Source organism: Streptomyces sp. NPDC031426 (genome assembly GCF_055581585.1).
Genome location: NZ_JBVIJE010000003.1, coordinates 389,139 through 413,524 on the forward strand (window position 1 = coordinate 389,139; position 24,386 = coordinate 413,524).

The window sequence follows — 24,386 nt, forward strand, 5'->3', positions numbered from 1 at the left end:
GGCGTGCGGACGTCCGGGAAAACCTAACCCTCGACGAACGTGACCGTCTCACCGAGCGGCGCCCGGCCCGTACGGATGTAGCCCACCGTGACGTCCTCGAACCCGATCGACATGCCGCAGAAGAGGATGAGCTCGTCCGGGGGTGACAGGATCTGCGCGACGGTCTTGCGATACACCGACCACGCCATCTGCGGGCAACTGTGCAGCCCTTCTGCGCGGAGCAGCAGCATGACGGTCTGCAGATACATGCCGACGTCGGACCATTGCGGCCGCCCCAGGTCCCGGTCGATGTAGCAGAACAGGGCAGCGGGCGCGCCGAAACAGTCCCAGTTCGCCGCAGCGGCCCGCTGGCGCGCCTCCCAGTCCTCATGCGAGATGCCGAGTGCGCTGTAGCGCTCATGACCGAAGTCGGATCGGCGCTCGTGGTACGGGGACTTCAGTGCGGCCGGGTACATCTCGTACTCCCGCTCGTCCCAGGGGTCGCCTGCGGCCACGCGCTCGCCGGCCCGCCTCTTGAGCTCGGCCAGAGGCGGGCCCGTCAGCACATAGGCGTGCCACGGCTGGAGGTTCGATCCGGACGGCGCCCAGGCCGCGGCGGAGAGCACACGCTCCAGCACCTCCCGCGGGACTTGTCGGTCGGTGAACCCGCGAACCGCCCGTCGGCTCATGACCGCCTCATAGACATCCAAGATCATCTACCTCCCTCATCTGCTCCGAGAGAACGCGAGCGGGTCAGGAAAGCCAGTCGGTGTAGCGGGTGGGGGCGAGGTGGGCGTTCTTGTCGGTGAGGACGTCACCCTTGACGACGGCGAACATGCCGGCAGCGGGGTCGGTGACGACAGTACGGTTGTCGCCCCTGTGGGACAGGGTGATGCGGCCCAGCTCGTCCAGGCCGAAGATCTCGGGGCCGGCGATGTTGCGAATGCCGTTCAGCGGGGCGCCCGCGGCGACCTGTGCCACCGCCATGGCCACGTCCTTGGAGGCGATCGGCTGGATCGGCGTGGCGGGCAACCGGACGGTGTCGCCGTCGGCGGTCCAGGACAGGACGGCATCCATGAACTCCATGAACTGCGTCGCCCGGACGATCGAGTAGGGCACCGGCCCGGCCGCGAGGAGCTTCTCCTGGAGCACCTTGGCCTTGTAATAGTCCAGCTCCGGCACCTGGTCCGCCCCGACGATCGAGAGGATGACGAAGTGCCCGACGCCGCCCTTGTGGGCCGCGGCGAGGAGGTTGTCCATCGAGGTCTGGAAGAAGGCCGGGGAGGCTTCGTCGAAGGTCGGGGAGTTCGTCAGGTTGACGACGACGTCGGCTCCTGCCACAGCCTGGTCCAGTCCCTGGCCGCTGATGACGTCGACACCGGTGGATTTCGAGTGGGGTACCGCCTCGTGCCCGGCAGCGGTCAGGTCTGTGACGACCTGTGATCCGATCAGTCCGGTACCGCCGATGACTGCGATCTTCATGGTATGCCTTTCATTGGGTTTATGTGCGCAAATATGGCATATGTGCGACTGTGCGGGCGCGGCAGCAGGCGCCTCATGGGACTGAGGAGGGGCGGCGTCGGAGACCGTCGACGAAGGTGACCGTCTCGTCGAGTGGGGCCCGGCCGGTACGGGCGTCACGGGCCGTGACGTCTTCGAATCCGATCGACATGCCGCAGAAGAGGATGAGCTCGTCCGGGGGTGACAGGATCTGCGCGACGGTCTTGCGATACACCGACCACGCCATCTGCGGGCAACTGTGCAGCCCTTCTGCGCGGAGCAGCAGCATGACGGTCTGCAGATACATGCCGACGTCGGACCATTGCGGCCGCCCCAGGTCCCGGTCGATGTAGCAGAACAGGGCAGCGGGCGCGCCGAAACAGTCCCAGTTCGCCGCAGCGGCCCGCTGGCGCGCCTTTGTGTCCTCGTGAGCGATACCGAGTGCGCCGTAGCGCTGCTCGCCGAAGGCGGCCCGGCGCTCGCGGTACGGGGACTTCAGTGCCGGCGGGTACTGCTCGTACTCCGGCTCGTCCCAGGGGCCACCTGCGGCGAGGCGTTCGCCGGCGCGCTTCTTGATCTCGGTCAGCGGTGCGCCGGTCACCGCGTAGGCGTGCCACGGCTGGAGGTTCGACGCGGACGGCGCCCAGGCCGCGGCGGAGAGCACGCGCTCCAGCGCCTTTCTCGGCACATCCCGATCGGTGGATCCGCGCACCGCTCGTCGGCTCCCGACCGCCTCGTGGACGTCCATGACCGTCCGGCTCCTCGTCTGCTAACGCCCCCGCTTTCGTTACATGCGAGATGGTATCACTCAATACCATCGCGTGTTTAACTATCGTCGAGCACAAATCCCCGGCCCTTGGTTATCCCGCCTCGGGCAGCTGCACTTTGGAGAAGGTCCATGGCCACGCTGCGGCACATCGACTCGTCCGTGTTTCCCGGCGAGACGTCCTCGTCCCGCTCGGTCACGGCCGCCTTTCGCAGGACCTGGGAGGAACAGCATCCGGGGGGCACGGTGATCTACCGCGACCTCGCCGCCGCCCCTGTCCCGCACATGACTGCCGACGCCTGGGCCGCCGGATACGCCGCCCCCACCGAGCGCACGCCGGAGCAGTCCGCCGCGTTCGCCGCACGCGTGAAGCTCATCGAGGAGCTGGAGCAGGCGGACGCCGTCCTGATCGGCGCCCCCATGTACAACTTCTCGATCCCCTCGACCCTCAAGGCGTGGCTGGACAGCGTGCTCCTGCTCGGCCGCACGGCCGGCGAGACCCCCTCCGCCCAGGGCACCCCGGTCACCGTCGTCGCCAGCCGCGGCGGCTCCTACGCGCCGGGCACCCCGCGCGAGGGCTACGAGTTCGTGCAGAACTACCTGGAGGCTGTCCTCAAGGGCACCCTCGGCCTGGACCTCGACTTCATCGTCCCGGAACTCACCATGGCCCCCCGCAACCCGGCCATGGCAGAACTGATCCCCCTCTACGAGGCCTCCCGCGAGCGTGCCTTCGAGCACGCGCTGGCCAAGGCCAAGGAGCTCGCGCAACGCCTCGCCGTGTGACCCCCCAGGGCCATGGGCGCCCGTGTGACGCCCTGGGGCGAGGGGTCACGCGGCGTCGCCGCCCACGTGGCGGGCAACCAGTGCGCAGGCGCGCCTACGCCTCGCCGTCTGCGGGATACGCGATCCGGGTCAGTAGATCGGTCAGCTTCTCGGGCTCGCCGGGACCGAGATCGGCAACCAGACGCTCAGCCAGCGGCTCCGCCGCCACATGGGCCGCATCGAAGATTTCCAGTCCTTGAGGCGTGATCTCCACCGCCCGCACCCGCCGGTCCCCTGGAACGCTCTTGCGTACGGCGAGCCCGCTGCGCTCCAGATCGTCCACAATCCTCATGATGCCCGCCTTGTCGGACCCTGTCGCCGCCGCCAAGTCCCGCTGCACCGTGGGCCCACGGTCGACAAGCACGATCAGCACGGCAAAGTGCCGCAGCTCGATGCCGAGCGGCCGAAGCGCCTCCTCCATCACAGCAGCCGCGCGCCAGTGCGCCCGGCGCAGCAGCAGGCCGAGAGCGAAAGGTGAGGTGTCCCCGGGGCGGTCGGTGACGCGCGAGGGCGTGGTCCTGAGAGGAACGTCGGCGCTCATGAGGTCAACTTTACGCTATCCACTCATTCGATACGGTATCGTCTGAAACCAAATGTGGCTTGTCGGCATCCTGGCCGCCCGCCTTCAACACGCTCCCCGGATCCAGGCTGCCGCGGCCTTCCGCGAGGGCGCCGTGCTCACCGATCTACTCCCAGCCGGTGACGCCGCCGACGACACCGCCCTGATCATCGTGCGCCTGTGAACCCAGCCCGCCGCTTGCGTGCCCTCGGCCCGACCTCGCCGACGACTGGCGGCGCGCCACCGCGCCTGCTGCAGACATGGGGCAGCTTCGTTCTTCGACGGCGTTTCCGCTGGTGGTAGGCAGGTGGTGGCGCGGCACGGTGCGCGAGGCGGCGACCAGTCCCGCGTCTGCGCCGTCGCCGCCCGCGTACAGCACGGCGAACGCGGCGGCGGCGAGCGAGCCGTTGGGACCGACACCGGTCACGACGGCCGCCGCGGTCAGCAGCGAGCAGTTGCGGCCCGCGCAGGAGGGACTGCGCGGTGCGTCGCAGTGCGCGTTTTCGACCGCGGTGCCGAAGCCGCCCCGCGGGGTCACTGGTTCGTCGGGTCTCCGTGCAGGCGGACCGTGTGGAGGATCTTCAGAACGGTCGCCCTGGGGACCTCGCCGTTCACTCCCGTGGCTCCGTAGAAGTTGAACGACACATAGTCGTGCACCGAGTTCTGGAAGCCGAAGGTGAGCGCCTTGCCGTCGCTGATGCACTTGCCCTTCTTCGGCGTGTGCGTCGACTGGGCCCAGGCGTAGCTGCCCTTGATGCCCGAATCCGTGGTGAAGGGGGTGGCCTTCTTGTCCCAGGAGATGCTCTTCTTGTCGGGCTGGGTGTAACCGCCGTAGACCCACCAGGCCGGCGTGTTGATCGCGATCTCGTCCGTGTTCTTGGCGCCGCTGGCACCCTTGACGCCGACGGTCCCCAGCGAGGTGTCCTCGGTCCGTCCGTCCTTGTCGTCGTCGGAGGCGCACCACTTCGGCTGGTCCTCGGCGACGCCCGACATGATGATGCCCGTGTCCTGCTCGCCCTTCGGGATGTCGAAGCCGATGCTCATGCCGGGGGACTGCACCTCCCAGTCGGCGGGTACGTCGAAGGCCACGCCCCACTTGGGGTTCACCACGACCTTCCAGCCGGCGATGGTCGGCTTCTCCGTCCCGGTGCCGCGCGGGTCGTCCGTCGCCGACGAACTGGCCGTGGGCTGGGACGTGGGCGACTGGCTCGCGTGCTGCCCGCCCTTGCCGCTGTCCGCCTGGTCGTTCTTGTCGTCCTTCCCGCCGAGGACGAGATAGCCGGTCACTCCCGCGGCCACCACGACCGCCGTGGCCGCGGCGATCGCGATCAGCTTGGTGCGCCCGCCACCTCCCTGCGGCGGCTGCGGGACGGGCATGGTGGGCGGCTGCGGCTGCCCCCACTGCGGCTGCTGACCGTACGGCCCGGCCTGCGGATACTGCTGGTATCCGGGCTGCTGGTACGGGTTCGGCTGCTGATAACCCGGCTGTTGATACGGGTTGTTCTGCGGGTTTGGCGCGCCCCCTGGCGGCTGCTGATCTGGCCACATGGCGAGTAACCCTAGTGCTGCCATGGACACGATTCGGTCACCGGGCCTCGTCAGGGTCGTAGCGAAGGGGGGCGGGTGAGGATCCTGTGCTGGCCAGTTTGGGCTACTCGTGAGTAACATGGCGCCATGAGCGCAGACCAGATGTCGATCGGCGAGATGCTCGCCGCCACCGTGCCCATGGCCCGGACGCTGAACCTGGAGTTCCTGGAGACCTCTCCGGACAAGGCGGTCGTGTCCCTGCCGGACCAGGGCGCGTATCACAACCATGTGGGCGGGCCGCACGCCGGTGCGATGTTCACCCTCGGGGAGTCGGCCAGCGGGGCCATCGTGCTGGCCGCCTTCGGGGACCAGCTCTCCCACGCGGTGCCGCTGGCGGTCCGTGCCGACATCGCCTACAGGAAGCTCGCCATGGGCGCCGTCACCGCGACCGCCACGCTGGGCCGCCCGGCCGCCGAGGTCGTCGCCGAGCTGGACGCCGGGCAGCGCCCCGAGTTCCCCGTGGCGATCGAGATCCGCCGCGCGGACGGCGCCGTGACGGGCGAGATGACCGTCGTCTGGACGCTGCGGCCCAACGGCTAGGCGTCCATGGGGTGTTCGAGAGGGGGCTCGCTCGTGGGAGGGCCCCCTCTTCCTGCGTGCGTCGGGCTACGCCGCCCGGCGTCCGTCCCGGCCGCCGCTCGCGCCCTCCTCCAGCCCCGCCATGGCGGGTGCCGAGTCAGGCGGCCGGTACGACCGCCTTGCGGACCGTACGGGCGAGGGCGGGGCTCGCTGAGGAGTGGGGGGCGATCATGCGGCCCATCCTGGGGGCGCGGATGAGAGCGTGCCGGGAGAAACCTGGGAACCGGCTGTGGAAGCGATACCGACGGCAACTCTCATGCAATTCACCGAATATGAGGCCGGGTCAATCGAACTTCTTGTTTCCTGTGAGTCGCGTGTGCGAAGGTGAGCCTTCCCGCGGGAGGGCAAAGGCAGGCGTCGAACGCCAAGGCCGGCCCTACAGGTATGTACCAGAACCAGGCATGCCCCACATCGGCACTGCTTTCCGACAGGACGGCATTTCGAGTGCGGTCCTGCGGCTGGAAGGAAATGGTTCCGTGCAGTCCCCTCACCCCCCACGCCCGCCCCATCCGCCGCTGCCCGGTTCGCCCGGGGAGTCCGACCGCAATCTCGCCGCCCGGCTCGGCGGCCCGCATCCCGTCCGCCATCACGCCGTCGCCCTGCTGCTGGCCCGCCACTGGCGGGCCGCCCGCGACTACGCCGTCGTCTGCCTGGCCTCCGCCGGTCCCACGCCGCAACTCGTGGCCACCGCGGCCTTCCACGAGGTCCTCGGCCGGATGGCGGGCGGAGTGGCCGGCGGCGCCCTGCGCCCGCAACTGCTGGTCGCCGTCCGCGACATCGTCCGCGCCTGGGCGGCGGACGACGTGGCCTGCGCGACTCTGCCGGAATTGCGCAAACCCGCCGGAGGGCGCGGACTGCGTGCGAGAAAGCTCGGAACACCGGAAAGGCGACAACTCGCCGAACGCGCCTTCCGGGCACTTCCCGGCGCCTCGCAATGCCTTCTGTGGCACACCGAGGTCGAAGCCGAACCCATAAACATACCTGCCGGTCTGCTGGGCATCGACCCGGCCACCGCGACGGCCGCCCTGGAACAGGCGCGCGAGCAATTCCGGACGGGTTGCGTACGCGCCCACCGAGAACTCGCGCCCTCCAGGGAATGCCGCTTCTACAACCGGCTCCTGGACGTTCCCATGCGCCGTGGCGGCGCCCTGCTGCCCGACGTACGAGAGCACCTGACGGTGTGCGTCTACTGCCGGCACGCCGCCGAGACCTTCGGGCTGTTCGACGACGGCCTGGGCCTCCTGCTCGCCGAGACCCTGCTCGGCTGGGGCGCCCGCCGCTATCTCGACTCGCGCCCCGGACGCGGCGCCGCCGAGGAGTCGCCGTGTGCGCCGCAAGCCGCCCCGACGGGAGCGGGGGCCGGCGGCAGACACCGCACCGGGCCCGGCAGCCGCCACCGCAAGGCGGTCGTCATCGGCGTCGGACTGACCTCGCTCGCGCTGCTCGCCACCGTCCTCGTGGCCAAAAGCTGGTCGGACGACAACGGTGTCCCCGCGCCCGGCGCCACCTGGGGTGCCCCGGCCGGCCACCACACCCATCCGGGCGGCACCGGCCCCCGGGCCGCCACCGCCCCGTCCGCCGCCTCGGCCGGCGAACCCGTCGAGCCGGCCCACGGTGGCCTGCGCGGCCTCAGCTCCGGGCGCTGCCTCGACGTGCTTCCGGACGGCGTGCGGGCGGGCGCCGGCGTCGGGCTCGCGCCGTGCCCCTCCGCTGCCTCGCAACAGTGGTCGTACCAGGACGACGGGTTGCCGCGCAGCGCCGCCGGCCTGTCCCGGTGCCTGGCCGCCGGCACCGGGACGAAGCGCGTCGTGCCGACCGCGTGCGTCGTGCAAGCAGGGAAGGTGGTGTACGACATCACCGTGCGCGGCGAGATCCTGCCGCCCCGGTACGCGGGCCCCGCACTCGCTCCCGGCACCGGCGATGCGTCCGCCCGGGTCGTGACGGCAGCGCGCGACGGTTCGCCGGAGCGGCGGTGGGTGCTGGAACCGGGGGCGCAGGGGACAGGAGGAAGGCGGCCGGACGCGGTGCAGGGCGGGTCGGACGCGCCGGGTAGCGGGCAGCCAGGGTTCTCCAAGGGCGATGGGTCCTCGCTCGGGCATGGATCCTCGCAGGACCATGGATCCTCGAAGGGCGACGGACTTTCACAGAATGAGGGCCCGACGCGCGGGGACACCCCGGGGGAGTCCGGCGAGCCGGACGAGACCCGGATCGCCCAGGCCCGCGCCGACCACGGCCGGCGGCACACCGGGTCCGGGTCGCCCGCGCGGGCGGTGCGCGCAGTGCACCGGGCCCTTCCGCCCCTCGCCGCCACGGTCGCCGTCGTACCGGCGACCGTGGGCGGACCGCTGCGCTGACGCGCGGCCCGGGACGTCACCGGAGCCCCTGACCGCGATCGAGCCACGGCGCCGAAGTCATGCGGAATTTACAGACTTCGAGCGGATGTCCCGCCGCATTGCGGCGGGGTGAGTGCACGGTGAAGCGGGCGGGTACTTTGCCGGGTTTGTGCTGGTGTGGTGCGGGGGACCAGGTGGTCCCCCGCTCGCACCGGTGAGGGGAATTACCGCGTTTTCCCGGTTCTTGCGGGGAATTCGGCCCACTGGCCGAATCCATGTCACCGGACACGAAAAGGGGGCGGCGTTATTGACCCGTGAGTAGCCCGAGGCTAGTTTCCGGTGCCCTCGCACCAGAGCGTTCCGCCGCACACCCCCCACCGTGCTGTCTCGCCGATCGTGCCGGAGCATCATGACCTCGCCTGTGCGCCCCCATGACCTCGTCCTGTGCCTCACCCCCTTCGCCGAACCCGACGCCGGTGTCACCGCCGCGGCGTGTGCCGCCGGTGCGCTCGGCATCCTCGACCTCGGCACCGGAGACCGCAGATCCCGAGAGACGCTGTCCCGGCTGAGACGGTCGGCGCCGGGCCCCTTCGGGGTGCGGGTGACCGGGCGCTGCGCCCTGACCCCGGCCGAGCTCGGCGACGCCCCCGACACCGTGGTCCGCACGGCGGACGCATCCTGGTCCCGGACCGAACTCCCCTCCGACTGCCGCCTGTTGGCGGAGGTCACGAACATCCGGCAGGCGCACGCGGCCCTGCGCGCAGGTGCCCAGGGGCTCATCGCCCGCGGGGGCGAGAGCGGCGGCCGGGTCGGTGCGTCGAGCACCTTCGTCCTGCTGCAACAGCTGCTGTCCGACGAGGAGTCGAGCCGCGTCCCGGTCTGGGCCTGCGGCGGCATCGGCCCGCGCACCGCGGCGGCCGCAGTGGCCGGCGGTGCCGCCGGGGTGGTCCTCGACAGCCAGCTGGCCCTGCTCGCCGAGTCGGGGCTGCCCGAGACGCTCCGGTCGGTGCTGCGCTCCCTGGACGGCTCGGAGACCGTGGTGCTCGGCGGCCACCGGGTCCTCAGACGCCGGGGGCCGGACGCCCCGCGCCCACCGGCGGACGACCCCGAGGCGGTCGCGTCCCTGCTGGGCGCCGGCGATCTGCGCGGCCGGCTGCTGCCGGTCGGCCAGGACGGCTTCCTCGCCGCCCGGTTCGCCGAACGGTTCGGGGACGTACGGCGATCGGTGCGGGAGGTGTCGGCGGCGATGCACGCCGTGGCCGACGGCGGTGCGGCCACCGCGCTGCGCCCCGGGTCGGCCATGAGCCGGGCCCTCGGCACCCGGCTCCCCGTCGCGCAGGGGCCCATGACCCGGGTCAGCGACCAGGCGGGTTTCGCCGCGGCCGTCGCCGCGGACGGGGCGTTGCCGTTCCTGGCGCTGGCCCTGGCCGACGGCGAGCGCACCCGGTCGATGCTCACCCAGGCGCGGGCCGCGCTGGACGGGCGGCCCTGGGGCGTGGGCGTGCTCGGCTTCGCGCCCGAGGAGATCAGGAACGCCCAACTGGACGCCGTACGGGAACTGCGGCCCACGCACGCGATCATCGCCGGCGGACGGCCCGCCCAGGCGGAGACGCTGGAGCGGGCCGGGATCCACACCTTTCTGCACGTGCCCTCGCCTGGACTGCTGCGGCAGTTCCTCGACGCGGGCGCGCGCCGGTTCGTGTTCGAGGGGTCCGAGTGCGGCGGTCATGTCGGACCCCGGGCCTCCTTCCCCCTCTGGGAGGCCCAACTCGCGGTACTGCAGGACTTCCTGGCCGACGCCGACGAGGCGACCGCCCGGCGTCTGGAGGTGTTCTTCGCGGGCGGCGTACACGACGAGCGGTCGGCTGCCATGGTCGCGGCCGTGGCCGCACCGCTCACCGGCCGGGGTGCCGCCGTCGGCGTGCTCATGGGCACCGCCTACCTGTTCACCGAGGAGGCCGTCGCACACGGCGCCGTCCGGCCGCTGTTCCAGCGGCAGGTGCTCAAGGCCACCGCGACCACCCTCCTGGAGACCGCCCCCGGCCACGCCACCCGCTGCGTCCCGAGCCCCTTCACCGCCGACTACCGTGCCCGTGAGGCCGCGCTACGCGCGCAGGGGCTGACCGACCGCGAGGTCTGGGAGGCGCTGGAACGGCTCAACGTGGGCCGGCTGCGCATCGCCAGCAAGGGCGTCGAGCGCGGAGCCGACGGCGCGCTGGCGACCGTGGCCGAGGAACGGCAGCTCACGGACGGGATGTTCATGGCCGGCGAGGTGGCCGTCCTGCGCTCGGCGACCACCACTCTGGCGGACCTGCACCGCTCGGTCACCGACGGCGCCGCCGAGCTCCTGACGCGGCGCGCCGGCGATGTCCGGACGTGGTGGGCCGCCCATCCGGGCGCGGCTTCCGCCGCCGAGCCGGAGCCGCCCGCACCGCTGGACATCGCCATCGTCGGCATGGCCTGCATGTTCCCCGACGCCCCCGACCTGGCCGCCTTCTGGTCCAACATCGTCACCGGCCGCGACGCCGTCACCGAGGTGCCGCCCGAACGCTGGGACCCGGCCGTGCACCACGCGGCCGGCAGCACGGCCTCCAAGTGGGGCGGATTCCTGCCCCGCATCCCCTTCGACCCGCTGCGCTACGGCATCCCGCCCGCCTCCCTCGGCAGCATCGAACCCGTGCAGCTGCTGTCCCTGGAGGCGGCCCGGCGGGCGCTGGAGGACGCCGGATACGGGGAACAGGGGCGGGCGTTCGACCGCGCGCGGACCTCGGTCGTGTTCGGCGCTGAGGCGGGCAGCGACCTGTCCAACGCCGTCACCCTGCGCGCGGTACTGCCGAAGTACTACGGCCAGGTGCCCGACGGGCTGGACGAGCAACTGCCCCGGCTGACCGAGGACTCCTTCCCCGGCATGCTGGCCAACGTCATCTCCGGGCGGATCGCCAACCGGCTGGACCTCGGCGGCGCCAACTTCACCGTCGACGCCGCCTGCGCCTCCTCCCTCGCCGCCCTCGACGTGGCCTGCAAGGAACTCGTCTCCGGCACCAGCGACCTCGTCCTGTGCGGCGGCGGCGACCTGCACAACGGCATCAACGACTACGTCCTGTTCTCCTCCGTCCACGCGCTCTCCCCGACCGGACGCTCCCGTGCCTTCGACGCCTCCGCCGACGGCATCGCGCTCGGCGAGGGAGTGGCCTGCCTGGTCCTCAAACGGCTCGCGGACGCCGAACGCGCCGGCGACCGGATCTACGGGGTGGTCAAGGGCCTCGGCTCCGCCAGCGACGGCCGCTCCCTCGGCCTCACCGCACCCCGCCCGGAAGGCCAGCGGGCGGCGCTGGAGCGGGCGTACCGCAACGCCGGTGTCTCGCCCGCGGACGTCGGCCTGGTGGAGGCGCACGGCACCGGTACGGTCGTCGGCGACCGCACCGAACTCACCGTTCTTGCCGAGGTGTTCGGCGAGGCGGGGGCGGGGACGGGCGGCTGTGCGCTCGGCTCGGTCAAGTCGCAGATCGGCCACACCAAGTGCGCCGCCGGCCTCGCGGGCCTCATCAAGACCGCCCTCGCCCTCCACACCGCTGTCATCCCGCCCACCCTGCACCTGGAGCGGCCCAACCCGGCCTGGGCGGAGGGCGACAGCCCGTTCGCCTTCCACACCCGCGCCCGGCCCTGGACGGCACCGGCCGCCGAACGCCTCGCCGGAGTCAGCGCGTTCGGCTTCGGCGGCACCAACTTCCACGCGGTGCTGGCCGCCCACGCCGGCGCCGTACCACCCCGTCAGTCCGCGGACGCCTGGCCGGCCGAGCTGTTCCTCTTCCGGGGCCGGGACACGGCGGCGGCCCACCGGCAGGCAGCGGAGATCCTCCGGGCCGCCGAGGCCGACGGCGCCCCCTGGCGCCTGCGCGACCTCGCCCTCGCCGCGGCCCACCGCGCCGACACCTCACACGAACCGGTCCGGGCCGCGCTCGTGGCCCGCGACACCGAGGAACTCACCGATCAGCTACGACGGCTCCTCGCCGGAGAGCACGACCCGGCCGCCGGCATCCACCTCGCCGACCCTTTGACGGAGGGGGCGCCTCCCGCCGCCCCGGCGCAGGGGGAGGCCGCGCACTCGGTGCGGGCGGGCGTGCTGGACCGTGTCGAGGGGGGCGTCGCGGGTCCGGTGCCGGGCGTGATCGTGGGCCGGGAGCGGGCCGGAGTGGCGGGTCCGGTGCAGGACGTGATCGAGGGCCGGGTGTCGGGCGGGTTGGGCGACCCGATGCCGGGCCGGAACGCCGACCCGCTCCAGAGCGAGGCCGCCGCCCCGGCGCCTGGCAAGTTCGCCGACCCGGTGCCGGGCGCGGGTGCCCACCCGACGGCGGGCAAGGTCGCCCGCTCGGTGGGCGGGGAGGGGGGCCGTCCGGTGGCCGGTGAGGGGGACCGTCTGGTGGCCGGTGAGGTCGCCCACCCGGTGGCCGGGGAGGATGCCCACCCGGTGGCCGGTGAGGTCGCCCACCCGGTGGCCGGGGAGGATGCCCACCCGGTGGCCGGTGAGGTCGCCCGCTCGGTGGCCGGGGAGGGGGACCGTCTGGTGGCCGGTGAGGTCGCCCGCTCGGTGGCCGGTGAGGGGGACCGTCCGGTGGCCGGTGGGGTCGCCCGCTCGGTGGCCGGGGAGGACGCCCACCCGGTGGCCGGTGAGGTCGCCTTCCTCTTCCCCGGTCAGGGCAGCCAGCGCCCGGGCATGCTCGCCGAGCTCCTGGTGCACCTTCCCGAGCTGCGGTACTACCTGGACCTCGGTCGCGTACACGCCGACACCGTCCACCCGCCCGCCGCCTTCGACGAGGCCGCGCGAGCGCGCCGCCGGGCCGCCCTCACCGACACCCGGGCCGCGCAGCCCGCCCTCGGCATCACGGGCCTCGCCGCCCACGCCTTCCTCACCTCGGCCGGGGTCCGTCCCGACCAGGCCGCCGGGCACAGCTACGGCGAGCTGGTCGCTCTCGCCGCAGCCGGCGCCCTCGACCCCGAGACGTTGCTCGACCTGAGCGCCGAGCGAGCCGGCGCGATTCTGGCGGCGGCGGGCGACGACCCGGGCACCATGGCCGCCGTCGGCGCGCCCGCCGAGACCGTCGTACGCACCCTGCACCCGACCGGCGCACCCGCCTCCGTCGTCGTCGCCAACCTCAACTCACCCGAGCAGACGGTGATTTCCGGACCGACGGCGGATGTCGAGGCGGCCGTACGGCTGCTGCGCGACGCGGGGCTCGGCGCCCGGCGCATCCCCGTGGCCTGCGCCTTCCACAGCCCGCTCGTGGCCGCTGCGGGGGAACGGTTCGCCAAGATCCTCGCGGACAGGACGGTACGGCCCCCCGAGTTCCCCGTCTGGGCCAACCGCACCGCCGCGCCCTATCCGCTCGACCCCGACGACGTGCGCGCCGAACTCGCCGCCCAGATCGGTGCCCCCGTCGCGTTCGCCGCCCAGATCGAGGCCATGTACGAGGCAGGCGCGCGCATATTCGTCGAGGCGGGCCCCGGCACCGTCCTCACCCGGCTCGTCGCACGCATCCTCGGCGACCGCCCGCATCGCACGATCGCCTGCGAACCGGACGCCGACAGCGGCCTGCGCGGCTGGCTCGACGCCCTCGCCCGGCTCGCCGTCGCAGGACAGCCGGTGTGCACCTCCTGGCTCCTGCGGGGCCGCGACGCCGTCGACGCGCTGCGTGGCCCGGCACCGGAACGACCCGGCTGGACGGTCGACGGACACCTCGTCCGCACCGCCGACGGAGCACTCCTGCCCGGTGCCCTCGCACCGGCCCGACGAGTCGTGGAGACGACCGTGACCACCGACCAGCCGTACCGCGCCCCGGCCGACCGGGACGCGCTCATCTCCGAATTCCTGCGCACCAGCCGGGAGATGATCGCCGCCCAGCGCGATGTCCTGCTCACCTACTTCGGCGCGGCACCCGGCGTGACACCGCCGGCGCCCGTCCCATCCGCACTGCTTCCGCAGCTGGTCACACCTGAACCGCCACCGGCTGAGGCCGAGTCGGCCGGACCGGTGGACGACATCGAGCGGGTCGTCCTGGAGATCATCGGCGAACGCACCGGCTACCCCGTCGACATGATCGAGCCCGACCTCGACCTGGAGGCCGACCTCAGCATCGACTCGATCAAGCGGGCCGAGATAGCGGGCGAACTCGCCAGGCGGCTGGGCATCGCGGGCGGCGCCGAGGTGCTGGACGACGCCGAACTGGAGGAACTGGCCAAGGCGCGTACGGCGGCCGCGGTGACGGGGTGGCTGACGGCACGGGTGGGGGCGCGGTCCGCTCACGGGCAGGGCCGGCACGATGAGTCCAGCACCGGCGGCCAGGCCGGGTACGCGGAAGAGCGGGCCGATGCGGCCTTCGCCGACGCGGCGGCCCCGCCCACCCGGGAACCGGACGAGGCGGCATACGCGCCCGCCCCGGCCCTCGGCGTTTCGCCCCGGCGCTGCGAGCTGCGGCCCGTGCCCCTCCCGGAGCCGGACCCGGCTGCCGCCGACGAACAGGACCACGCCCTGTCCGGCCGGCGTTTCGCCCTCCTCGGGGACGGTGCGGGCGCGGCGGCGGCACTCGCGGCGCGGCTCGCCGAGCACGGCGCCGAAGCCGTACTGCTCGACGCGGGCCACCTCCTCACAGCGGCCGACGGCCCGGTGGACGACGTCGTGTACCTCGGCGCGCTGCCCGGCCCGGACGTCCCCGTGCTGCCGGACGCCTTCCCGGTGCTCCGCGCGGCGCTCGCGTGCGGCCCGCGCCGACTGCTCGCCCTCCGGGCCACCGACCTTGACGGCGCTCTGCGGGCCGACGACGGTGCGGGCGCTCTGCCGGCAGCCAACCGTGCCGGCGTTCTCCGGGCGGCCGGACTGGACGGCCTGTTCCGCAGCGTCGGCCGTGAGTACCCGGACCTGCTCGCACGGGTCGTCGCCGTCACGGACACCGCCCCGGCGGCCGTCGCCGACGCCCTGCTCGCCGAGCTGCGGGCGCCCGAACCGGCCCCCGTGGTCCTCCGTACGGCGGCCGGTGCCCGGCGGGGTCTCGCGCTGGTGCCCGCGCCTCTCGGCCCGCTCGCCGCGACCGGCGCCGGACCCGCCGGGGACGGCGCCGCCGAGGCGGCAGCGCTCGGCCTCGACCGGGACTCCGTGGTCCTGCTGGTCGGCGGCGCCCGGGGCATCACCGCGAGGTTCGCGGCCACCCTGGCCGGCGCCTGCCGCTGCCGTGTCGAGCTGCTGGGCCGTACGCCCGCGCCCACCGCATCCGAGGCTCCGCTCACCGCCGCCGCGCGCACCCCGGTCGAGCTGCGGGCGGCGCTCGCCGCCGGACCGGGCGCGCGCGGCCCAGCCGAGATCAACCGGGCCGCCGGACTGATCCTCGCTCAGCGGGAGATCACCACGACCCTCGCGGAACTCCGTGCGCTCGGCAGCGAGGCACGCTACCGCTCGGTGGACTTCCGGGACCGGGACGCCGTCCTGCGGGCCGTCAAGGAGATCCACGCCGAACACGGCCGGCTCGACGGGGTCGTCTTCGCCGCCGGGGTGATCGAGGACCGGCTGATCGCCGACAAGACCCCCGAGTCCTTCCAGCGGGTCTACGGCACGAAGACGGCCGGGGCCGCGGCGCTGTTCGCCGCGCTGGACGACCTGCCGGGCGCACCCGCCTTCACCGTGCTGTTCGGCAGCATCGCCGCCGTGCTCGGCAACCGCGGCCAGTCCGACTACGCCGCCGCCAACGACGCCCTGGAAGCCCTCGGCGCCGACTGGGCCGCCCGGACCGGAGCTCGCGCGCTCACCGTCCACTGGGGACCCTGGGCGCCGACCGCCACGCACGGCGGCATGGTCGGCGCGGAACTCGGCCGTGAGTACGCCCGGCGCGGGATCGAGCTGATCGACCCCGACGAGGGCACCGCGGCCCTGCTGCGGGAACTCGCCTGGGGCGAACCGTCGGCCCGCGCCGTCGTCTACGCAGCGTCGGGCTGGTGACATGACGGCACGTCAGATTCCCGTCGCCGTCGTGGGGATGGCGGTGCTGCTGCCCGGTGCCCCCGGCCTGGACGCCTACTGGCGCAACCTGCGCGACGGCGTCGACGCCATCACCGACGTCCCCGCGGGCCGCTGGGATGCCGACTACTACCGGCCCGGCTCGGCCACCGGACCTGCCGCCCCCGACCGGATCTACTGCCGGCGCGGCGGATTCGTGGACGGCCTCGCCGAGGTGGACGTCACCCGTTACGGCATCATGCCCGCCTCGGTGCCCGGCACCGAGCCCGACCAGCTGATCGCCCTCGACGTGGCCGCCGCCGCCCTCGCGGACGCGGGCGGCGAGGAACGGCTGCCGGCCCGGGACCGGGTCGGGGTCGCCCTGGGCCGCGGCGGCTATCTCACCCCGGGCCTGGTCCGCCTGGACCAGCGGGTGCGCACGGCCGGACAACTCATCCGTACCCTGGGCGAGTTGTTACCCGACCTCGCCACCGCCCAACTCGACCGGATCCGTGCGGCGTTCACCGAACGACTCGGCCCCGACAGCCCCGAGTCCGCGATCGGCCTGGTCCCCAACCTCGCCGCCTCCCGCATCGCCAACCGGCTCGACCTGCGCGGCCCCGCCTACACCGTGGACGCCGCCTGTGCCTCCTCCCTGGTCGCCGTCGACCAGGCGGTCACCGCACTCACCGCCGGCCGCTGCGACCTGATGCTGGCCGGGGGAGTGCACCACTGCCACGACATCACCCTCTGGAGCGTCTTCGCCCAACTGCGCGCCCTGTCCCCGAGCCAGCGCATCCGCCCCTTTCACCGCGGCGCCGACGGCATCCTCATCGGCGAGGGCACCGGCGTCGTCGTACTCAAGCGGCTCGCGGACGCCGAACGCGACGGCGACCGCGTGTACGCGGTGATCCGGGGCACGGGCGTGGCGAGCGACGGCCGTACGGCGGGGCCGGCCGCACCGGACCCCGGCGGGCAGACCAGAGCCGTGCGCCAGGCCTGGCGGGCCGCCGGGCTCGACCCCGCCGCACCGGACTCCCTCGGCCTGCTGGAGGCGCACGGCACCGCCACACCGGCCGGTGACGCGGCCGAACTCGCCACTTTGGCCGCGGCGTTCGGGCCGCCGGACGGCCAGGGCATCCGCCCGGTCCTCGGCTCGGTGAAGTCGATGATCGGCCACACCATGCCGGCCGCCGGGGTCGCCGGCCTGGTCAAGGCCGCCCTCGCCCTCCACCACGGCACCCTCCTGCCCACCCTCCACTGCGACGACCCCCATCCCGCCCTCGCCGCCACCCGCTTCCGCACACTGCAGCAGGCACAGCCCTGGGAGAAGGGCCCCCGGCAGCCGGTCCGCCGGGCCGCCGTCAACGCGTTCGGCTTCGGCGGGATCAACGCCCATGTGGTGCTGGAGGAGGCGCCGGGTGCCGGTTCCAAGCCGGGTGGGGCCGGGGGTGCGCCTTCCGGCCGGACGGGGGCCGCGCGTGTTCGTCCGGAGTCTGCGGAGACAGTGCTTGGCCGGTCGACGGGACCAGGGGTGGATGGGACAGCGCCGCCCGATGCGCGCCCGGCCTCCGCCTCCGCGCAGGTCAGCGAGCCCGAGCGGATCCTGCTGCTCGCCGCCGAGGGTGTGACGGACCTCGCCGCCGTACTCGGCGCCGACGACTCCGCCGTCCTCGCCGCCGGTCTCGACCCGGGCCGGCCGCACCCCGCCGCCGGCCCGGTCCGGCTCGGGATCGTGGATCCGACCGCCAAGCGGCTCGCCCTGGCCCGCCGTGCGGTCGCCAAGGGGCGTGGCTGGCACGGCCGCAGCGATGTCTGGTTCCGGGCGGACCCACTGCTCGGCCCGGTTGGCGGCGGCAGGCTGGTGTTCGTCTTCCCCGGCCTGGAAGGCGACTTCACACCCCGCACCGACGACATCGCGGCCCACTTCGGCCTCACCCCGCTGCCCGGCACGGACGTCCGCGTCGGTGACGTCGGTCGGCACGGCTTCGGGGTCGTCGGGGTGGGCCGCCTGCTGGACCGGGCCCTGCGTCGCATGGGTGTCGTACCGGACGCGGTCGCCGGGCACAGCGTCGGCGAGTGGACGGCCATGGCGGCGGGCGGGCTGTACGCGCCGGAGCAAGTGGACACGTTCATGGCCGGGTTCGACCCGGACACCGTCACCGTCCCCGGTCTCAGCTTCGCCGCCCTCGGCACGTCCGCCGCGCACGTCCGCGCCGTGCTCGCCGAGCACTGGGCAGACTCCGGGATCGTGCTCTCGCACGACAACGCGCCCCGCCAGTCCATGGTCTGCGGCCCCGGCGCGGCGGTCGAGGAGTTCGTACGATCCCTGCGCGCGCAGGGTGTGATCTGCCAGGTGCTGCCCTTCCGCTCCGGCTTCCACACACCGATGCTGGAGCCCTACCTCGCCCCCATCAGGGAGGCCGCCGAACGCTTCCGGCTCCACCCGCCGACCGTACCGGTGTGGTCCGGGACGACCGCCGCGCCCTTCCCCGGGGCCGAGCGGGCGGTGCGCGAGCTGTTCGTACGGCATCTGCTGGAACCGGTCCGCTTCCGCGAGCTGACCGAGGCCCTGTACGCCGCCGGGCACCGCGTCTTCGTCCAGATGGGCCCCGGTCGGCTCACCTCCCTGATCGCCGACACCCTCGGCGACCGCGACCACCTGTCCGTGACCGCCAACGCGCCCGAGCGCAGTGGCCTGGCCCAACTGCACCGTGCCGCAACGGCGTTGTGGACCGCCGGAGCGGCGGTGGCAGCGGCGGTGCCGGCCGTGGCAGCACACAGCACGGCGAGCACGCCCACTGAGCCACCGGCCACCACGGCGACGACGTCCGCTGGGCCGCCACCCGTCACAGCGACCGCACCGGCCCCCCGGCGCCGCCCACCCGTCCGGCTCGACCTCGGCGGGGCCCTCGTCTCGCTGGACGGACCAGCACTCGACGCGCTCCGCGCAGAACTGCGCCCCGCACCACCTGCCGTACACCCCGCACCCACGCACCACCCGGGACCGTCCGTCGCCGCACCCCCCGCGCCCACGGCTCGCCCGACCGGCCCGGGCTTCGGTGAACTCGACGATCTGGCCCCGTACTTCCCGGCCGCCGCCGAACTGACCGCCCTGCTGCGGGACACCGCGGACACCGCGGCGGAGCTGATCGCGGCGAGCGCCCGGCGCGACCGGAGCGGCCCCGCCCCCACAGCCACGGCGCCCGCGCCCGCTGCCCCGCCCCCCGCACCCACCGCCCCGCCCGCCGTGCCCACCACGACCAGGACCACCGTTGGGCCGACCGCGACGACCACCACCGTCCACATCTCCCCCCACACCATGGCCCACCTCCTCGACCACTGCTTCTTCCCCCAGCGCCCCGGCTGGCCGGACCTGGAGGACCGTTGGCCGGTCGTCCCGGCCACCACGATCGTCCGGCACATGATGGACGCGGCGGAGGCGGCGGCCCCCGGCCTGCGGGCGGTCGCCGTGCACGAGGCCCGGTTCGACCGCTGGCTCACCGCCGCACCCCCCGTCGACGTACCGGTCACCGTCACTCCGGTCCCCGGCCACCCGGTCCGCGTCACCGTCGCCTTCGGCCCCACGGCCCGCGCCACGGTCGAACTCGCCCCGCACCACCCGACCCCGCCCACGCCCAGCCCGCTCCCGGACGCCCCCGAACGCCGCCCCGAGCACACCGCCGCCCAGCTCTACCGGGACCGCTGGATGTTCCACGGCCCCGGCTTCCAGGGCCTGACCGACCTCACCGCGATCGGCGAGCGGCACATCCGGGGAGTGATCAGCGCGCCCGCCGCCCCGGGCGCGCTGCTGGACAACGTGGGCCAGTTGCTCGGCTACTGGATCATGGCGACCCGTACCGAGCGGACCGTCGTCTTCCCCGTGCGGATACGGCACCTGCGGTTCCACGGACCCCACCCGGCCCCTGGCACCGAGGTCGGCTGCGTACTGCGCATCAGCTCCCTCACGGACACCGGCCTGGAGGCCCACGCGGAACTCACCGTCGGCGGCCGGGTGTGGGCGCTGATCGGCGGCTGGGAGGACCGCCGCTTCGACAACGACCCCACCACCCGGCCCGTCGAACGCTTCCCCGAACGCCACACCCTGTCCCGGGCCAAGCCCGGCGGCTGGACGCTGGTGCACGAGCGCTGGCCGGACCTCGCCTCCCGCGAGCTGATCATGCGCAACTCGCTCGGCGGCGCCGAACGGGCCGAGTACGCCGAGCGCCCGCCGCGCGGCCGCCGCCAGTGGCTGCTCGGCCGGATCGCGGTCAAGGACGCCGTACGGCAGTGGCTCTGGCAGCACGGCGAAGGACCCGTCTTCCCCGCGGAACTGCGCGTGCGCAACGACGAGTCGGGGCGCCCGTATGTCACCGGGGTGCACGGACGCGCCCTGCCCCCGCTGGACGTGTCGCTCGCCCACCGGGCCGAGGCGGCCGTGGCGATCGTCCGGCCGCACACCCCGTGGCCCGGCCCCGGCATCGACATCGAAGAGGTCGCCGAGCGCGACCCGGCGACCCTCGCCACCGCGCTCGGCCCCACCGAACTGCGCCTGCTGCACACCCGTGCGGCCACGGGCGGGCAGGCCGTGTGGTTCACCCGGTTCTGGGCGGCCAAGGAGGCGGTCGCCAAGGCCGAGGGCACCGGATTCGGCGGCAGACCACGGGACTTCGCGGTGCTGGAGGCCGCTTCGGACGGCACCCGGCTGCTGGTCTGCGGCCGCCTGGAACGCGTCTACACCGTGCACTGCACCCCGGTGGCCAATCCGCCCGCCCTGCCACAGCGCACCTACGTGGTGGCCTGGACGACCGGGCCCGGAGCCGACGACGGGCACCCCGACCCCGGACAACCAGACGAAGCAGCCGAGGAGTACCCCCGATGAACCCCACCCAGCCGGTCCCGGCGCGGCCCACCGCCGACACCGTGCTCGCCGACCTCACCGGCATGCTCCTCACGGTGCTCGCGGAGTACGGCGACGACGACGTGGCCATCACCATGTCCACCACCTTCAACCGCGACCTGGAGCTGGAGAGCATCGACCTCGTCACCCTGGCCGGGCTGCTGGAGGAGCACTACGGGCAGCGGGTCAACCTCGCCGAGTTCCTGGCCGGCATGGACTTCGACGAGATCATCGACCTGACCGTCGGCCGGCTCGTGGAGCACGTCGTGTGGAGCCTGAAGACCACGCAGGCGGGCTGAGCCGTGGCGATGGTCGACGCCGGCGGGATCCGGCTGCACGTCCAGCGCACGGGGCCGGCCGACGGCCGTGTCCCGCACGCCACCGTCGTCCTGGTGCACGGGCTGCTCACCGACAGCCTGGCCAGCTACTACTTCACCGTCGCGCCCATGTTCGCCGCGGCCGGCCTCGACGTCCTCATGTACGACCTGCGCGGCCACGGCCGCAGCGAGCGCCCGGCGCACGGCTACACCCTCGACCACAACATCGACGACCTGGAGGCCATCCTCGACCGGCTGGCCGTCACCGGGCCCGTCCATCTGGTGGGCAACTCCTACGGCGGAACGATCGCCTTCGGCTTCGCCGCCCGCCACCCGGCGCGCACGGCTAGTCTGACGCTGATCGAGTCCGAGCCCGCGACCACCGCCTGGGCGGCGAAACTCGGCCGGATCCTCGACCGGGTCATGACCGAACTCGCCCACAACGAACCCGACGCGATCGCCTGGATCACCACGCACCGCGGCCGCAACACCGCCCGGCTGGCCAAGGGCGCGGCCCGGCTCGCCCGGGAGACCACCCTCGGCCGGGACATCCCCACCAGCCGGGTGCTGACCGAGGCCGCCGTCAGGGCCGTACGCTGCCCGGTCCTCGGCGTCTACGGCGGCGAGTCGGACCTCGCGGACCTGGTCCCGCTGATGCGGTCGCTGCTGGCGGACTACCGGGCGGTCGTGCTCCCCGGGCACGAGCACTCGGTGCTCGTGGAGGCGCACACGGCCGTCGGCGGGCACATCCTGGACCTGATCGGCGCCGGGGCGGGGGTCGTCGGATGAGCGGCTTCCTCTTCGTGGTGCCGCCGCTGACCGGTCACGTCAACCCTGCCGTCGGCGTAGCCGCCCGACTGGCCGCGCACGGGCACCGCGTGGCCTGGGTGTGCGCGGACCCGGCGCTGGTACGGCGGCTCGCGGGTCCGGACGCCGAGGTGTTCGGCTGCGGGGGCCCGGTGCCGGGCGCCGAGGGTGCCGTACGGCCGCCGGACCTGCGCGGCGCGGAGGCGCTGAGGTTCCTGTGGGAGGGCTATCTGCTCCCGCTCGCCTACGCCATGGCGCCCGGTGTCCGCGCGGCGGCCGGGGCGTTCCGCCCGGACGTGGTGGTGGCCGACCAGCAGGCCTTCGCCGGCGCCCTGGTGGCCGAACGCCTCGGACTGCCGTGGGCCACCTCGGCCACCACCTCGGCGGAGTTCACCGGCGCCTACGACGGCCTGCCGAAGGTCGCCGCCTGGCTGCGAGACCGCCTGATCGAACTGCGCGCCCGCGTCGGCGACCCGTCCGGCACCGCCGACGCACGCTTCTCGCCGCACCTGACGCTGATCTTCAGCACGCCCGAACTCCTCGGCCTTCAGGCGCCGTTGGCCCCGCACATCCACTACGTCGGTCCCTCCCTCGCCGCCCGCCCGACCGGCCCCGCTTTCCCCTGGGAACTGCTGGACCGGTCCCGGGCGAAGGTGCTGGTGACCCTGGGCACGGCGAACGCCGACGCGGGCGGCCGGTTCCTCGCCGAGTGCCTCAGCGCGCTGCGGGAACGCGCCGACCGGGTGCAGGCGGTGATCGCCGACCCGGGTGGTGACCTCGGGGTGTCACCCGGCGACAAGGACGTCCTGGTCCTTCCGTCCGTGCCGCAGCTCGCGCTGCTGGAGCGGATGGACGCCGTCATCTGCCACGCCGGACACAACACCGTGTGCGAGGCCCTGTGGCACGGCGTTCCGCTCGTCGTCGCGCCCATTCGCGACGATCAGCCGGTGGTGGCCGGACAGGTCGTGGACGCCGGCGCCGGCGTCCGGATCCGCTTCGGCCGGGCCCGCGCGGACCGGCTCGGCGCGGCACTCGACACCGTCCTCACCGATCCGGTCCACCGGGCCGCCGCCGTCCGCATCCGCACCGCGTTCCGCGCGGCGGGCGGGGCCCGGGCCGCGGCGGCCCATCTCGAACGACTCGCAGCGGAGGGCCGATGAGCGACCACGAAGAACAGAACGCCGAGAGCGCCCAGAACGACAGGACGGCGCGTATCGCCGCCCTGCGTCCCGCCTACCAGAGCGACCTGGCGGCCGGCACGGACCGCTTCTTCACCGCCCGCCGTCCCGACTGCCCCTGGTGCGGCTCGGCCCGGCTCACCACCCGGCTGCGGACCACCGACCTGCTCCAGCACAAGCCCGGCCGCTTCACCCTCGACCGGTGCGCCGACTGCGGCCACATCTTCCAGAACCCCCAACTCGCCGCCGCCGGCCTGGAGTTCTACTACCGGGACTTCTACGACGGCCTCGGCGAACAGCGCATGAGCGGCACCTTCGGCGGCCGTGGCGCGATGTACCGGGCCCGCGCCGAGGCGATGCTCCCGTACGACCACGCCCCGAAGACCTGGCTGGACGTCGGCACCGGCCACGGTCACTTCTGCGCGAGCGCCCGCGCCGTCCTGCCCGGCACCTCCTTCGACGGCCTCGACTTCACCGACGGCGTCGAACTCGCCGCCCGCGAGGGCCGCGTGGACCACGCCCACCGCGGCGCCTTCCCCGATCTGGCGCCCGAACTGGGCGCCCGCTACGACGTGGTGAGCATGTTCCACTACCTGGAGCACAGCACCGACCCGGACCGCGAACTCCGTGCCGCCCACCAGGTCGTACGCCCCGGCGGCCACCTGCTCATCGAGGTGCCGGACCCGGAGAGCCGCTACGCCCGGCTGCTAGGCCGCTGGTGGCTGCCCTGGCTCCAGCCCCAGCACCTGCACCTCATGCCGGTCGCGGGCCTCCGACGGCGGCTGACCGAGCTGGGCTTCACCGTGCTCGCCGAGCAGCACGCCGAAGCGCATGACCCGGTCGACCTGCTCGCCGCGGTCTGGCTGGCCCTCGACCACACCGCCCCGCGCGAGGACGCCCCCTGGCTGCCGGAGCCGCCCCGCGCCCTACGCCGCGCCACGCGCACCGCACTGCTGCTCGCGGGGGTGCCCGCGCTCATCGCGGCGACGCTCCTCGACCGGTTCGCGGCACGCCCCCTGTCCCACCGCCTCGGCCTGTCCAACGCCTACCGCCTGGTGGCGCGCCGCGAGTGACCCCG

Annotated in this window: 14 protein-coding genes and 1 pseudogene; 9 read left to right on the forward strand and 6 right to left on the reverse strand. The window is 73.7% G+C overall.

Translation table 11 applies throughout. The features are described from left to right. Positions 1-23 precede the first annotated feature (23 nt). The 3 genes from ACZ5NH_RS07305 to ACZ5NH_RS07315 form a co-directional block, all read right to left on the reverse strand. Positions 24-689, reverse strand: a complete 666-nt coding sequence (locus ACZ5NH_RS07305) for a nitroreductase (RefSeq protein ID WP_451553319.1) — start codon at positions 687-689, stop codon at positions 24-26. A gap of 43 nt (positions 690-732) precedes the next feature. Next, positions 733-1,461, reverse strand: coding sequence for an SDR family oxidoreductase (locus ACZ5NH_RS07310; RefSeq protein ID WP_388632547.1), 729 nt, complete (start codon positions 1,459-1,461; stop codon positions 733-735). A gap of 73 nt (positions 1,462-1,534) precedes the next feature. Continuing rightward, a complete protein-coding gene (locus ACZ5NH_RS07315; protein ID WP_468773358.1) occupies positions 1,535-2,227 on the reverse strand; it encodes a nitroreductase in 693 nt (230 codons plus the stop codon). A gap of 150 nt (positions 2,228-2,377) precedes the next feature. Between ACZ5NH_RS07315 and ACZ5NH_RS07320 the strand changes: the two genes are divergently transcribed. Then, entirely contained in the window at positions 2,378-3,028 is a 651-nt protein-coding gene (locus ACZ5NH_RS07320; protein WP_468773359.1) for an FMN-dependent NADH-azoreductase, read from the forward strand. 94 nt (positions 3,029-3,122) lie between these two features. Here ACZ5NH_RS07320 and ACZ5NH_RS07325 read toward each other — a convergent pair whose 3' ends face one another. The 3 genes and pseudogenes from ACZ5NH_RS07325 to ACZ5NH_RS07335 all read right to left on the reverse strand — a co-directional run bounded on the left by ACZ5NH_RS07325 (position 3,123) and on the right by ACZ5NH_RS07335 (position 5,174). Beyond that, positions 3,123-3,608, reverse strand: a complete 486-nt coding sequence (locus tag ACZ5NH_RS07325; protein ID WP_388632553.1) for a MarR family winged helix-turn-helix transcriptional regulator — start codon at positions 3,606-3,608, stop codon at positions 3,123-3,125. A gap of 334 nt (positions 3,609-3,942) precedes the next feature. Continuing rightward, positions 3,943-4,164: pseudogene (locus tag ACZ5NH_RS07330) on the reverse strand (hypothetical protein); the annotation flags it as partial. Continuing rightward, positions 4,161-5,174, reverse strand: a complete 1,014-nt coding sequence (locus ACZ5NH_RS07335; protein ID WP_468773360.1) for a DUF8017 domain-containing protein — start codon at positions 5,172-5,174, stop codon at positions 4,161-4,163. The pseudogene ACZ5NH_RS07330 and the gene ACZ5NH_RS07335, both read right to left, overlap by 4 nt. A gap of 126 nt (positions 5,175-5,300) precedes the next feature. Between ACZ5NH_RS07335 and ACZ5NH_RS07340 the strand changes: the two genes are divergently transcribed. From ACZ5NH_RS07340 to ACZ5NH_RS07375, 8 genes are all read left to right on the forward strand, one after another. Then, positions 5,301-5,753 (forward strand): DUF4442 domain-containing protein, encoded by a 453-nt coding sequence (locus tag ACZ5NH_RS07340; protein ID WP_468773361.1) that lies wholly within the window; start codon positions 5,301-5,303, stop codon positions 5,751-5,753. 515 nt (positions 5,754-6,268) lie between these two features. Then, the gene (locus ACZ5NH_RS07345; RefSeq protein ID WP_468773362.1) at positions 6,269-8,146 is read left to right on the forward strand and encodes an RICIN domain-containing protein; all 1,878 of its coding nucleotides are present in this window, start codon (positions 6,269-6,271) and stop codon (positions 8,144-8,146) included. A 388-nt stretch (positions 8,147-8,534) separates the two neighbouring features. Further along, positions 8,535-16,109, forward strand: a complete 7,575-nt coding sequence (locus ACZ5NH_RS07350) for an SDR family oxidoreductase (protein ID WP_468773363.1) — start codon at positions 8,535-8,537, stop codon at positions 16,107-16,109. 1 nt (position 16,110) lies between these two features. Next, positions 16,111-20,988, forward strand: a complete 4,878-nt coding sequence (locus tag ACZ5NH_RS07355; protein WP_468773364.1) for a type I polyketide synthase — start codon at positions 16,111-16,113, stop codon at positions 20,986-20,988. Further along, positions 20,985-21,305, forward strand: a complete 321-nt coding sequence (locus ACZ5NH_RS07360) for an acyl carrier protein (RefSeq protein ID WP_468773365.1) — start codon at positions 20,985-20,987, stop codon at positions 21,303-21,305. The genes ACZ5NH_RS07355 and ACZ5NH_RS07360 overlap by 4 nt, the downstream gene beginning before the upstream one ends. 9 nt (positions 21,306-21,314) lie before the next feature. Beyond that, the gene (locus ACZ5NH_RS07365) at positions 21,315-22,112 is read left to right on the forward strand and encodes an alpha/beta fold hydrolase (RefSeq protein WP_468773522.1); all 798 of its coding nucleotides are present in this window, start codon (positions 21,315-21,317) and stop codon (positions 22,110-22,112) included. Then, positions 22,109-23,290: a glycosyltransferase gene (locus ACZ5NH_RS07370; RefSeq protein ID WP_468773366.1), complete on the forward strand. Its 1,182-nt coding sequence runs from the start codon at positions 22,109-22,111 to the stop codon at positions 23,288-23,290. The genes ACZ5NH_RS07365 and ACZ5NH_RS07370 overlap by 4 nt, the downstream gene beginning before the upstream one ends. Next, complete coding sequence (locus ACZ5NH_RS07375) at positions 23,287-24,381, forward strand: class I SAM-dependent methyltransferase (protein WP_468773367.1); 1,095 nt, start codon at positions 23,287-23,289, stop codon at positions 24,379-24,381. The genes ACZ5NH_RS07370 and ACZ5NH_RS07375 overlap by 4 nt, the downstream gene beginning before the upstream one ends. Positions 24,382-24,386: the final 5 nt, after the last annotated feature.

Bases quoted from the DNA above. Each gene is read 5' to 3' on its own strand.
- ACZ5NH_RS07365 (WP_468773522.1), top strand. From the start codon at position 21,315: ATGGTCGACGCCGGCGGGATCCGGCTGCACGTCCAGCGCACGGGGCCG.
- ACZ5NH_RS07320 (WP_468773359.1), top strand. From the start codon at position 2,378: ATGGCCACGCTGCGGCACATCGACTCGTCCGTGTTTCCCGGCGAGACG.
- ACZ5NH_RS07335 (WP_468773360.1), bottom strand. From the start codon at position 5,174: ATGTGGCCAGATCAGCAGCCGCCAGGGGGCGCGCCAAACCCGCAGAAC.
- ACZ5NH_RS07340 (WP_468773361.1), top strand. From the start codon at position 5,301: ATGAGCGCAGACCAGATGTCGATCGGCGAGATGCTCGCCGCCACCGTG.
- ACZ5NH_RS07375 (WP_468773367.1), top strand. From the start codon at position 23,287: ATGAGCGACCACGAAGAACAGAACGCCGAGAGCGCCCAGAACGACAGG.
- ACZ5NH_RS07325 (WP_388632553.1), bottom strand. From the start codon at position 3,608: ATGAGCGCCGACGTTCCTCTCAGGACCACGCCCTCGCGCGTCACCGAC.
- ACZ5NH_RS07315 (WP_468773358.1), bottom strand. From the start codon at position 2,227: ATGGACGTCCACGAGGCGGTCGGGAGCCGACGAGCGGTGCGCGGATCC.
- ACZ5NH_RS07350 (WP_468773363.1), top strand. From the start codon at position 8,535: ATGACCTCGCCTGTGCGCCCCCATGACCTCGTCCTGTGCCTCACCCCC.
- ACZ5NH_RS07355 (WP_468773364.1), top strand. From the start codon at position 16,111: ATGACGGCACGTCAGATTCCCGTCGCCGTCGTGGGGATGGCGGTGCTG.
- ACZ5NH_RS07360 (WP_468773365.1), top strand. From the start codon at position 20,985: ATGAACCCCACCCAGCCGGTCCCGGCGCGGCCCACCGCCGACACCGTG.
- ACZ5NH_RS07370 (WP_468773366.1), top strand. From the start codon at position 22,109: ATGAGCGGCTTCCTCTTCGTGGTGCCGCCGCTGACCGGTCACGTCAAC.
- ACZ5NH_RS07310 (WP_388632547.1), bottom strand. From the start codon at position 1,461: ATGAAGATCGCAGTCATCGGCGGTACCGGACTGATCGGATCACAGGTC.